12 protein-coding genes and 2 CRISPR repeat arrays are annotated in these 11,856 nt (G+C 52.4%); of the genes, 8 read left to right on the forward strand and 4 right to left on the reverse strand.

All coding sequences use genetic code 11. From position 1 onward, the window contains the following. The gene (locus E1H14_RS08300; protein ID WP_149390984.1) at positions 1-504 is read right to left on the reverse strand and encodes a hypothetical protein; all 504 of its coding nucleotides are present in this window, start codon (positions 502-504) and stop codon (positions 1-3) included. Positions 505-715: 211 nt separating this feature from the next. Between E1H14_RS08300 and E1H14_RS08305 the strand changes: the two genes are divergently transcribed. After that, positions 716-1,411, forward strand: a complete 696-nt coding sequence (locus tag E1H14_RS08305; protein WP_160142048.1) for a lecithin retinol acyltransferase family protein — start codon at positions 716-718, stop codon at positions 1,409-1,411. 181 nt (positions 1,412-1,592) lie between these two features. Continuing rightward, positions 1,593-2,252: a CRISPR direct-repeat array (repeat unit 37 nt; unit sequence GTCCGAGAGCTACCCCGACACCGGAGGGGATTAAGAC). 127 nt (positions 2,253-2,379) lie between these two features. Here E1H14_RS08305 and csx2 read toward each other — a convergent pair. Then, positions 2,380-3,534 carry a TIGR02221 family CRISPR-associated protein gene (gene csx2 / locus E1H14_RS08310; protein ID WP_160142049.1) on the reverse strand — a complete coding sequence of 385 codons (1,155 nt, stop codon included), beginning with the start codon at positions 3,532-3,534 and terminating at the stop codon, positions 2,380-2,382. Between the two features lie 106 nt (positions 3,535-3,640). Between csx2 and E1H14_RS08315 the strand changes: the two genes are divergently transcribed. Then, the gene (locus tag E1H14_RS08315; protein WP_149390987.1) at positions 3,641-4,309 is read left to right on the forward strand and encodes a hypothetical protein; all 669 of its coding nucleotides are present in this window, start codon (positions 3,641-3,643) and stop codon (positions 4,307-4,309) included. Here E1H14_RS08315 and E1H14_RS08320 read toward each other — a convergent pair. Together E1H14_RS08320 and csm6 are read right to left on the reverse strand one after the other, a co-directional pair. Then, positions 4,306-6,183, reverse strand: coding sequence for an ATP-dependent helicase (locus E1H14_RS08320; RefSeq protein WP_149390988.1), 1,878 nt, complete (start codon positions 6,181-6,183; stop codon positions 4,306-4,308). The genes E1H14_RS08315 and E1H14_RS08320 overlap by 4 nt on opposite strands. Before the next feature lie 17 nt (positions 6,184-6,200). Further along, the gene (gene csm6 / locus E1H14_RS08325) at positions 6,201-7,448 is read right to left on the reverse strand and encodes a CRISPR-associated ring nuclease Csm6 (RefSeq protein WP_149390989.1); all 1,248 of its coding nucleotides are present in this window, start codon (positions 7,446-7,448) and stop codon (positions 6,201-6,203) included. A gap of 161 nt (positions 7,449-7,609) precedes the next feature. On the opposite strand from csm6, the gene csx16 reads away from it, so the two are divergent. The 6 genes from csx16 to E1H14_RS08355 all read left to right on the forward strand — a co-directional run bounded on the left by csx16 (position 7,610) and on the right by E1H14_RS08355 (position 11,830). Further along, the gene (csx16, locus tag E1H14_RS08330) at positions 7,610-7,897 is read left to right on the forward strand and encodes a CRISPR-associated protein Csx16 (protein ID WP_149390990.1); all 288 of its coding nucleotides are present in this window, start codon (positions 7,610-7,612) and stop codon (positions 7,895-7,897) included. Beyond that, positions 7,898-8,953 carry a toprim domain-containing protein gene (locus tag E1H14_RS08335; protein ID WP_149390991.1) on the forward strand — a complete coding sequence of 352 codons (1,056 nt, stop codon included), beginning with the start codon at positions 7,898-7,900 and terminating at the stop codon, positions 8,951-8,953. Further along, the gene (cas2, locus tag E1H14_RS08340; RefSeq protein WP_149390992.1) at positions 8,950-9,234 is read left to right on the forward strand and encodes a CRISPR-associated endonuclease Cas2; all 285 of its coding nucleotides are present in this window, start codon (positions 8,950-8,952) and stop codon (positions 9,232-9,234) included. The genes E1H14_RS08335 and cas2 (E1H14_RS08340) overlap by 4 nt, the downstream gene beginning before the upstream one ends. A 10-nt stretch (positions 9,235-9,244) precedes the next feature. Further along, entirely contained in the window at positions 9,245-10,171 is a 927-nt protein-coding gene (gene cas1 / locus E1H14_RS08345) for a CRISPR-associated endonuclease Cas1 (protein WP_149390993.1), read from the forward strand. Beyond that, positions 10,171-10,542, forward strand: a complete 372-nt coding sequence (gene cas2, locus E1H14_RS08350; protein WP_149390994.1) for a CRISPR-associated endonuclease Cas2 — start codon at positions 10,171-10,173, stop codon at positions 10,540-10,542. Before cas1 ends, cas2 (E1H14_RS08350) begins: the two co-directional genes overlap by 1 nt. Before the next feature lie 218 nt (positions 10,543-10,760). Continuing rightward, a CRISPR array of direct repeats spans positions 10,761-11,148; the repeat unit is 37 nt; unit sequence GTCCGAGAGCTACCCCGACACCGGAGGGGATTAAGAC. A gap of 139 nt (positions 11,149-11,287) precedes the next feature. After that, a complete protein-coding gene (locus tag E1H14_RS08355; protein WP_149390995.1) occupies positions 11,288-11,830 on the forward strand; it encodes a dual OB domain-containing protein in 543 nt (180 codons plus the stop codon). The last annotated feature ends 26 nt before the right edge of the window (positions 11,831-11,856 follow it).

Genomic DNA, 11,856 nt, shown 5'->3' on the forward strand with positions numbered 1-11,856 from the left:
TTATGCCAATTGGCTGAAGTCCGGTGTGCCCAGAATCAGCTTGGTTTTAACGCAGTTCATAATGCGTCGGCGGTAGTGGAAGGCATCACCGCCGGCAGGTTCCACCATTTTTTTCAGTAGTTTGCCCGCCAGGCTGGCATGGATCAGAAAGCGATGACCATTACACTCACGCATGACAAAGTTTTCTGCCTGGTCGGAAAGCTCCATCCAGCCAAAGTGCAGGGCATGCTCGATCAACTGCTTCAACGCTGCACGCGCGCCTTCCGCCCGGGCTTTTGCCAAAGCGACCAACTTCAGTCCACATTTGTATTTATGCAGGGTCAATGCCAGCACGACTCCGTCCAGAACGATCAGGTGCCACTCATCGGTGTCACTAATAAGCTCTTCCTGCGACGCAAAATGCAGGCCGCCCGGAACCGTGCGATAACTCGCATCCAGTAAAGGCCAAACCTGGGGCAGATAAGCACGCTTTTCCTGTTCATTTTTCAGCTTTAAAAACTGCATATCCCGCCCCCCTGTGACCGTCTGATCAATGAATGAGGGCAGTCTAAACCTGAAATAATGACTCGGGGCCTGTTACAAATTTGTCTGCAACTCGCCTCTGATCGGTGCTCAGAGCAATGCCGTTCGGCACTCGGTACAACAAATTTGTCAGCCAACACATTCAAAATGCACGCGCTACTATTCTCTCAAACAGGGCATTGGAGGGATGAGTATGAGCAAGTTGAACCAGTTCAAGCCAGGCCAGCACCTGAAAGTGAGTAGCGGCCTTTACAGTCATCATGGCATCTATGTGGGTAAGGGCCGTGTTGTGCATTACGCCGGAAAAAGTAATGGTTTGTTCGACGATAGTTGCAGTTTTGTACAGGAAACAACACTAGCTCAGTTTGCGGGCCAGCGTACGGTTTATCGTGTGTCTGAACCTGATGCAAAATTCGCAGCTGATGAAATAGTACGTCGCGCCAAAAGTCGGCTGGGTGAAAACCGCTACTCAGTTATCACCAATAACTGCGAGCATTTTGTCAGCTGGTGCATACATGGCGAACACAGCAGCGAACAGGTACAGCGTGCCGGTGTGGTCGTCGCAGCGGCAGCGGCGAGCGCAGGTGCCGTGCGTGTTTACCGGGCCAGCAAAACAACCAGTACAGTTGTTAATGCGGTTCGTTTGGCTGCGGCGTCATCATCATCTTCTCAGGCCGGCTTGCTTGTCTCTGCAGCAAGCGGTGGTGGGGCAGCGGGTGCAACGGCCGCTTTAACCGCTGGTGGATCAGTGGCAGGAGGCTCTGCTGCGACAGGACTTGTAGCGACGGGGTCAACCTTACTCGCAACACCGGCGGCTCCTATAGCTGCTGCAGCCCTGGTTACGGGTGGACTGGTGTATGGCGTAGGTAAGCTCTTTGACTGGTGGTGAGGGTGTAAAGGGCTTGAAACCTGGATCAATACACGGCAAGCTTGAACTGCTCTCGGACCGGGAGGAAAGCAATGCTCGAGGTTACACCTGATCAAATATTAGCCAACTTGTTGGTTAAAAAACAATCAGTAAAAAGTAGGTTTTATCTGCTTGATTTGATTGATAAAAATATTTGGTTGGAGTCCGAGAGCTACCCCGACACCGGAGGGGATTAAGACCTAAAGGTTCTCTCTATTTCTTTTCGTTTTAAGTCCGAGAGCTACCCCGACACCGGAGGGGATTAAGACATCAACTTTAAGTTGACACGTTTACTCTTAGTGTCCGAGAGCTACCCCGACACCGGAGGGGATTAAGACTCCTTCACGTTGTCAAACCAGTAGGGGTTCTCGTCCGAGAGCTACCCCGACACCGGAGGGGATTAAGACTCAGCGATCAGCTCATGGGCGAGCTGTACATCAGGTCCGAGAGCTACCCCGACACCGGAGGGGATTAAGACCATTCTTAATATTCGTTGTTTCACTAATAGCGTCCGAGAGCTACCCCGACACCGGAGGGGATTAAGACCACGGTCAGCGTATGCAAACATGACGATCTTGAGTCCGAGAGCTACCCCGACACCGGAGGGGATTAAGACAGCGCCATACCGTTAGGCATGACCGCCATGTTAGTCCGAGAGCTACCCCGACACCGGAGGGGATTAAGACCACACTCTTTCATTTCTTTGTTAGGTTTCGATGTCCGAGAGCTACCCCGACACCGGAGGGGATTAAGACGCCATCATCTGAGCGAATTGGTTGAACATTTGTCCGAGAGCTACCCCGACACCGGAGGGGATTAAGACGGCCAGTGACTGTGTAGGTGCGGATCGGCGATCGTCCGAGAGCTACCCCGACACCGGACTTACAGGCGACAAAAAACAGGCCAGTGTGCGGATGACACCGGCCAGATCAGGAAGTGATGGCGACGGTTTAAATTTTCAGGCTTTTAAACAGGCGCTGCAGTTCAGTCGCTAAACTGTTTTCATCAGACAGCAGCTTGTCGATCTTCTTATCAGGGCTGCGCACCCCATGTGCCAGGGCGTTGCGGATTCTGCTCAGGGTTTGAAACTCACGCGATCCTGCCTGCAGTGATTTGCTGGCTTCTTCTCGATGGTCACGGGTGTCTGGCTCACGATTTTGATGCAGTTCTTCTGAAATCTTCGCCTCCAGAGCCAGAATGGCCGCGCGCAGATAGTCACCCCGCTTAAAGTATTCCTTCGCCAGTTTTTGTTCTCTATCGTGGCGAGAGCCTTTGCGATGCCATGCGATCCTTTGCTGTAACTCATCGGCAAATAATCGAGCGACGGGGTCCTGATCGATTTTACCCTCGATGCTCCAGGTTTCCAGCTTCTGTTTGGCCTTCGCTGAATTATTGATGCGCTCAAAAAAAGCGGCCTCTTTTAAACAATGACCGGCCTCACCAAGCAGTTCACTGAACACGCCGTAGTCACCGTCTTTGGAGTAGGCATGCATAGCGCTGAGCCAATCGGCCATCTGCAGCAGTCCCTGCAGGTTGTTGACGGGAGTAATGTCATCCTGACGCAGCTCAAAAGCTCCGTACCAGATACCTTCGATGGTTGCCTGTCGCAGGTTACGCAGATACATGGCTGTCAGCAGTGCAATCATCGGCAGGCTGCGAAGCCCATGGGTGATATCCAGTTGCACTTGGTCACCAGTGTCAACGTGGCGGGACATCAGCTCGACCACTTCAATCTGTTCATTCAGCGTAGTCCCAACCTGAATGAGCTGAAGGTGGGTATCAATGCCCAATTTGTCGGCCAGCACGGGTTGAATCTGATCCAGCATGGCTTGAGTGACCCGACTTTCTTCAACAGCAAAAGCCAACTCTAGCCGATCATTTTCTGCATCGTTGCCGAAGTCGATATCACCCTCAAAAAGGTGGTCCCACATACTGCCTGCTGTGCCGAGAATGACGATCCGGTCTGGTTTCAGGTACTGCTTCAGATTGAAGCCGAGAAATGCACTGGGTGGCTGGCGATGTCCATCAATGCTGTACACCGTTTTACGATACCCCTCAGATGTCTTTGGTGTGCGGCCAATAAACGTAATCAATGTAGTGTTCATCAATGCATCCTTGTTAGCTTGGTTGTCTGATACTACCTGATGAACCGGTTGGGTTAAAAATCCATCAATGCTTCCTTGGTGCAGGCGAGAAGAGTTTGGTCCAGCCATGCCTGGCTCACATAAGCTTGCCAAGCACCGCTTTGCAGTGGGTTGCCGCTATCGTGTGTCTCTCGAAGGCAAGCATTTATGGGGAGGCATCATGCGACTAAAAAACAACCGTCCGGTTACTGTACTGTGCCAGGGTATTAAGAATCCGCTGACCGGCAAGCTTCTGGTCGGCTTGGTTTATGAAGACCTTGAGTCGTTATCGGACTATCGCCAGGTTGATGTGCTGGATCCCGTCAATCACTACCGTCGCTTCGTGGCCTGTAAGCATATATCAGTGCTTGAGGATGCCAAGCATCCGGAGTTCGAGGGTTTTCGTCACGTCACGCCTGAGGAGATAAAGAAGATTATCCTCAAGGGGCGGCGGCTGAGCAGCAGGCCATCAACAAGCTCTCTGGCAAGGCGTTATGTCGACATTGATGAGCGCAATAGCTGTGGGCGTTGTGGTGGAGCAGGCTATATATCTGCATATTCACATGTATGTAATGGTGTTTGTTTTTCCTGTGGCGGCAGTGGAACCAGACGTTCTGCATCTTCGGTGGTGCCAGGCCGAGAGGAAAGTACAGAGAAAGCATATCCTGAGCTTCATGATCTGTTTTCATCAGCCGAAATGGGAATCAGCGATCCTGAAGATCGCTGGATGGCTATGGCAACAGAAAGCTCCAGTTAGACGCCGGTTTCTGGCGTTATGCTGAAGAGCCCGGCTTCCGCTAAAAATTGACTTGGCTCACTAGAGTCAGGCAGCACACACACCAGACGTTTGCGTGCCCGCGTCATGCCCACGTAAAAAAGTCTCCGTTCTTCTTCTATCAGCCGGTCACCCTTGTCGTCATCTCTCGGAAATCGGCTTGCTTCCAGCCCGTCCAGAATCACGTTATCCCACTCAAGGCCCTTGGTCGCGTGAATGGTGGCGATCAGCAGGCCATCCTGGTTGTGGTTGTTATTTGCCAAGCTGCTGAGCTCGGTGTGGAGCTGAAGAATCGTCAGGCGCCTGCGGCCAGCCGCGTCCAGAATGACAGCGTCCATCTCCTTTAATTGCTCGTTTGCTTCTTCGGTATCCCCTTCATCCATTAATGCAGCTGCCCAGCCGAGAGTGCTTTGCAGGCCCTTCAGCTTCGGCTCAACCGGTTCGGACGAGTCAATTTGCCTCCACTGCTGCACGCAAGACCAGCGTTGTGCAAAAGGAAGTTGTTGTGCAGGATCCAGTTGGGCTGCAACGGACTCACCAGACTGGCCCTGAAGCAGTTGTAATATCAGACCACGCAGCGTTTCCTTTTTGATCATCAAGGTAGGAAAGCTGAACACCGAAATCAGATCATCAGGGCTGGCTTTACCCTCAGCGGCGATATGCAGCCAGGCACTTAAAGCCTTCATGGGGCGATTGTTGAATAAGCTGCGCTCTTTTGAGCTGACGCGAAAAGGGTAGCCTTTGCCGGCCAGGGATAGCTGCAATGGAATGGTGTCGGCCCAATAGCGATACAGAACCGCACTCTGATCGGTTACACCGTTTTTGTACCAGTCGGAAATCTCATCGGCCATGGCGCGTTTGCCGCGAACGACGCACACCTGTGTTTCCAGTGAGTCGTCATGAGGCGTGGAAACCAGGGGCAGACGTTTCAGATTGTGGTCAATCAGATTATTTGCAGCCGTACAGAGTGACGCCCCGTAACGAAAGGTTCGGGTCAGTGCATGGCGGGTATAGCCCGGAAACTCCTGTGAAAAATGCTCATCCAGCATATAGTCAGGTTGAGCGCCTCGCCATTCATAAATGCACTGGTCCATGTCTCCAACAGCCATCAGTGCCGTATGTTCGGAAATCAGCAGGCGCAGCATTTGAATCTGATCGAGGTTTATATCCTGGTATTCATCAACCAGAATGTGGCTGTAGCCGCGTAAAATGGGTGCTACCAACTCTTGTTCTTGAGCCAATCTCACTGGTTCTGTGAGCATCATGCGATAGGTTATCAGTCCGTTTGCACTCAATGCATCGAGAACTGAGCGTGCTATGTTGAAGCTCATCCACTGATCCAGCCCGAAACGGGACTGGAGTTTGGATTTTAATAATGTGCTCAGCGGCTCGCTCGGCATCGACAGTCCCTGCTCGATCTGCGTGAGCGTTTTTTTGACCAGAATATCCGCTTTGCTGAACAGTTGACGAGCCTTTCGATCCAGCTTGCGTGTGTGGTGCGCAACCCCCTGACGGACATATCGCATCAGATCATGGTTGTTGGCCAGGCTTCGCTTCTCGATATGCCCCAGCTTCGATAGCTGCTCCAGCGCTTTGAAGCCAAGACCGTGAAAAGTCATAACCTCAGGGCTTTCAGCAAATGATAATGTGAAGTCGAGCCGTGATTTAAACTCCTGAGACGCCTGCCGGTTGAACATCAAAACCAGAATCTTTTGAGCAGGCACCCCGGTGTTCAGCAAATATTGCACCCTGTTGATCAGCGTGGCTGTTTTGCCCGAACCGGGGACTGCACAGACCAAGGCATGGCCTTTATCATGCTGGATTACTGCTTGTTGCTCATCCGTTGGCTGCAGCATAAACCGTTAAGGCCCCCTCAGACGATATCGATCTGTTGCAGTGGCTCAGGCAGTGCAATGCCGTAACCCGCACCTTTATGTTTGCTTTTACCGGTGTTGTTGAGCAGTGCGCCATCTTCACCATAGATCTGAGTGGGCAACAGCGCGTTGGCCAGGTTTTTGGGCAGGGCATGTTGCAATGATTTTTGAAGCTGCTGCAGATAGCTGTCAAATTGACTGCCGGTCACGCCTCCTTTCTCGATGATGGGTTTAAAGGTGCGCTCAAGATTGGGGTGCGCATCCACCAACTGGTCATACTGCAACAGCTCGTTGAGCATTTCATTTGCTGTTTCGCTGCGCAGCTGTATGTCTTTAAGAGCAGCCAATTTGGTCGCCATCATTATCGGCAGGATGTCGTCTGGTTTTGACGGCCGGGTAAACCCTCCGCGACCCTGTTCGGGCTGTAACAGCGATTCTTCAAGGATCAGCAGGTAGAGTGTCCAGCTCCAAATACCTGAAAATCCGACTTCGACATCAATGCTCGGGTAGGCTGGTGATGAGATCCTTACGGTCTGGGCTTTGGCATTGACCTGTAGCTTGAGGTGCTTTACGTCTTCCCCCAAGTTGATCTGATCAACCAGCTTGCGAAAGTTAACCCGCTCACCGAATTCTGTCAGCATTTCAGGCACCAACTGACGCTGGCGAATAAATGGAATATCAGCCAGGGTCACTACGGCGTTTTTGGTATCCAGCTTTTCGCCGTCACGATTGGTGATTTCGCGGCTGCTGCGGGTGGGAAAGTAAAAATCCGGGTGGCCCTCAAACCCCTCGCTGACCAATACATGAGAAAGACGGTCGAAATGACGACCAAACAGTGTCATGGCGTAGCCCAGGTAAAACGTCATCGTTTTTCTGCCGCCCGCCAGTGAGGCATGGATCGAAGTGTGGTCGTCCTGCGTGAGGTCGCGCACGGTACTCATTATAAAGTTTGCCAAGGCTTCATGGTCTTCTTCCGAGCGTGCATCTACCACAGGTTCTCCGGCGGCATTGGGTACAACTAAAATATCTTCGCGCGTAATCTGAATCAGCGGCTTATCCAACTCGACGCACAGGTGCTCAAGCTGCTGGTGCTCGACCAGGCCTTGCCATATTTTTTCAGCCCCGATTGAGGTTGTAATGATTTTGATCGACTTGGGCCAGGCATCTCCACGCTTGTTTATGCCGTACAGCGTTTCGGTAATGATGGCCGGCGACATGCCGCTTACGGCCAATAGCATCGTTTTCATTTGCGCTCCTTCCTGATTGCGTTTCCTTGGCAGTCTATGTCTCTCACCTGCAAATCCGTCTGCTGACAAGCTTGCGAGCACACTCGACCCCACACATCGGCTCTATTGTTACACCACATTGTTGCTTCGCAGACATGATCAGCACACAAGAGGTGAAGGTAATGACAACCTGGATCGTAACACGCCATCCCGGTGCGCTTGAATTTCTGGAGCGCCAGGGCATCACCGGTACGTTTTTGCCGCACCTGGACGTTGGCATGCTGAAGGCGGGTGACAAGGTTATCGGTACTTTGCCGGTACAACTTATTCATGCGGTGAATTGTGCTGGAGTGGAGTACTGGCATCTTTGCCTGGAGCAGGGATTTAACGACCGTGGCCGCGAGCACACTGCGGACTATATGCAGGCACTGGGTGTCAGTCTGCGCCGCTTCAGAGTTGTGGAGGGCTGAATGAAAAACTGGCAGGGCAGTCAATATGTTAGCGCCATTCTGCAGGCCGCAGCCGGTGATATTTGTGAGCTGGCAAGTGAAGTGGGCATTGATGGTCACAGCTTGCTGCAGCAGCCCTTGATGGATGATTGTTTCATCAAAGGACGTGCCGTACCTGTGCTCAGCAGCGGTTATAAAGGCCGTTGCTACGTACTGTTTCGAGTCTTCAGAAATCACTCTGGGGAGTGCTGGCCGTATCTGCAGTTTTTTACGTTTCGCCATGGCGGTCTTCAGCGGGTATTCAATGGCTGGCGCTGGCTGCATCACCATCGATACATCGTTGAAACCTCCTTGCCCGATATCAAACCCTGCCAGACAAACCCAGCTGATCATCGGGCAGCGGCATTCCAAGAGGACGATAACCGTGCCCGACAGCGCCGACATGCATCATTACTGCGCCGCTACAACGAAGCGATACCCTTATCGTCTACTCACCCGTGGGTAAAACGGCGTTTTCCCGGCACCGATGGCTCCAGGTTATGGGTGGACTCTGGGGTGCGAGCATGTGGGGCTCAGTTGTTGGTGCCGATCGAGAATAGTGCGGCTGAAATTGTTGGCTTTCACGAAATTACCTTGGGTGCTGAGCATGAGTCCAAGCGGCATTACGTCCAATTTGCGGGTGCGATGAAGGGGGCCTTTGTAAAGCTGCCGGGTCTTGTCTCCGGGCGAGCACAGCCACCCATTATCTGTGAAGGCCTGGCGACGGGACTGACGTTGGCCCTGTGCTCAGGTAATAGCGTTTATGTCGCACTCAGCTCGGTCAACCTCAAGCGAGTGCGGCTCCAACTCGCGGGCGAGCCTCAAGTGATTTTCTGCTACGACAACGATCAATGGTGCCCTGAAGCAGGCAATACAGGGTACAGGGCAGCTCGTCAGGCAAGTCAGCACGATGATCTGCTCTGCGGCCCACATTTCAGCCAACAGGATCATTGGGCAGAGCCAAGTGACTTTAACGATCTACACCAGCTGCATGGACTTGGTGAGGTCGAACGTCAATTAGCGGAGTCTATGCCATGACGACAGCACGGGATTATCTATTCGGATACGACATAGCCGATGACCGCCGTCGGCGCCGAGCGCTCAAGATCTTGCGCAGCGAATGCTTTGGTTATCAAGATTCGGTGTTCGAACTCAATCTGAATAAAGGCCATGCAGAACAATTGGTTGAACGCTTGTTGCCCTACATCGACCCTGAAACCGACAAGCTCTTTTATGTGCGCCTCAGCGTGCAGGAGCAGGCCTGGCAGCTTGGCACAGGCATTATGACCCCCACCGGACAGCTACTGGTCCTCTGTTAGGAGTGGCGCCATGACCCATATCATCATCGATCGACATCATGTGACACTTGAGTACGCAACAGACTGCATGATCGTCAGGGTGCCGGATGAAATACCCAGAACCATACCCTTGGGGCGGGTGGACCAACTCATCTGTTTGCACAGTGTGCATCTGACCACTCAGTTGATAGGACAGCTGTATAAGCGGGGTATCGACCTGATTGTGCTGAACATGCGCTACGAAAACAGCAGTTTTGCGCTGTTTTCTGACCAGCAGCGTCAGGTAGAGCGGCGTTGCCGGCAATATCGCTGGCAACAGAACGATTCCGATCGGTTAGAGTTTGCTCGTGACCTGTGCAGTCATAAATTTAAAGTGATGGCCAAGTTATTGTCGCAGTACCACACCATGCCTGCTTTCAGCGCGTGTAAACGGCTGGAAGAAGCTCGCCATACACTGGTCAGCTGTCACTCAGATGACCAACTGCGAGGCATAGAGGGCAGCTTGCAACGGATGGCATTTGACATCTGGCGACAACAAATACCGTCTTCTCTGGGCTTCGTCAGGCGCGAGCGCAGGCCTCCGAAGGACCCTGTGAATGCGGTACTTTCATTGGCGTATACCCTGGTGCATCAGGATGCAGTGAGGCAGGCCAAACGCTACGGATTGGATCCTCAGCTTGGTTTTTACCACCGCACCGCCTTTGGTCGGCAATCACTGGCGTGTGATCTGATGGAGCCGGTGAGGCCGCATGTGGAGAGTTGGGTAGTGAAACTCTTCAATGAAAGCATCCTCGACAAACGCTTCTTCACGCAATCAGCGCAGGGTTGTTTTCTGGGTAAAGCGGGCAGATCCGAATTTTACGCTGCATTTGACGAAGCGGCCCAGCAGTGGCGGCGGAAACTGGCAGCGGGTGCTCACTGGCTTGCCAGACGGATTGATCATGCGGGAGCAGGCTAATGCCAACCCAGCGACAGCACTGGTCATTGATTGCATACGATGTGCGTTCACCCCGGCGGCTTCAGCGCTTACATCGCTTTTTGCGCACCCAGGCCTATGCGCTGCAGGAATCTGTATTTGCATGGTACGGAACAGAGCAGGCCAAGCTTCAATTACAGGCACGAATGCTGGATTTTATTGATACAACAGAAGATGACCTGCGTGGTTACAGAATGCGCGCGGGCACCGAGATACAGCTATGGGGCAAAAGCCCATTTACTGAAGGCGTGTTTGATACAGGCTACCCACCTCATCAGTGTCATCTGATTGATCCCGAGCTTCGGGAGCCAGATGAAGATCACGGACAGAAGTCGGAAGGGGAGGCAGCCTGAGCATCAACCAACCTTTTTGATCTGCTGTGTAATGGATCTGAAGGAATGGCTTGAAATCGAGCAGATTTAACGGCAATCTGAATCTGCTCTCGGACTGGGAGGCAAGCAATGCTCAAGGTTACATCTGATCGAATATTAGTCAACTTGTTGGTCAAAAAACAATCAGTAAAAAGCAGGTTTTATCTGTTTGATTTGATTGATATAAATTTTCGGTTGGAGTCCGAGAGCTACCCCGACACCGGAGGGGATTAAGACTACTAAGATAGTACGAGACTCGTGAAACTTACCAGTCCGAGAGCTACCCCGACACCGGAGGGGATTAAGACCGTTTCTGAACATTCTCGGCAAGCTCAGTTAGGTCCGAGAGCTACCCCGACACCGGAGGGGATTAAGACCAAGCGCGCTGCGCGCACTGAAATACGAATACGCGTCCGAGAGCTACCCCGACACCGGAGGGGATTAAGACCAGATCGCTTCATGATTTGTGGATTGATTGAAGTCCGAGAGCTACCCCGACACCGGAGGGGATTAAGACAGCTCCCCTTTGAGTGGAATTTAAACGGTCATACGTCCGAGAGCTACCCCGACACCGGAGGGGATTAAGACCTCCATAGCTGCAACGGGTAAGTTAATTGGATAGCGTCCGAGAGCTACCCCTCGCTCCATTCCCGCAAGCTTGCCAGCCCCCTGCCCCCCTCTTCGTATCCCTAAAATCCAATCTGGATTCGGGTTGCGGAGAAAATAGGTGCAGAAAGAAATTCTGGTATTGGCCAAGTCATGCAAAACAGGTGGTTACTGCGTTGGTGGTATCGAGCTGGTATTGGGTGTCGACGGGCGCAACTACCTGAGCAATAAATGGATTCGCCCGGTTACAGTCACGGAAGATGGCCAGCATCAGGGTTGTCTGGGTAAGCACCTGTGCACGGGCTTCTCGGTATTCGATATCATCGAGATCAATGCGGTGCAGGCCGAGTACATTCCTGGTCAGCCTGAAAACTGGCTGCTACAGGATACACGCATTCGCAAAGTTGCCAACCTGTCTCAGCTGGATGTTATTAACATGCTGGCTCAGCAGGCAGGCTCAATCTGGTCTGATGACCGCACCGTTCGTGATGACCAGGTTTCACCGGCAGCGGTTGCATCAGCAGAGCAGCAACGCTCACTGATGGTGATTCAGCCTGAGAACCTGAATCGACCAGCCTTCTGTAGACCGCTCATTAGTTGTAATTGCCAAGCTTCTCATACTCCAGTGGAGGCATGTCATCAGCATGGCTGTGTTTACGTTTAGAGTTATAAAACATCTCGATGTAATCG

Source organism: Nitrincola tapanii (assembly GCF_008368715.1).
GTDB lineage: Bacteria > Pseudomonadota > Gammaproteobacteria > Pseudomonadales > Balneatricaceae > Nitrincola > Nitrincola tapanii.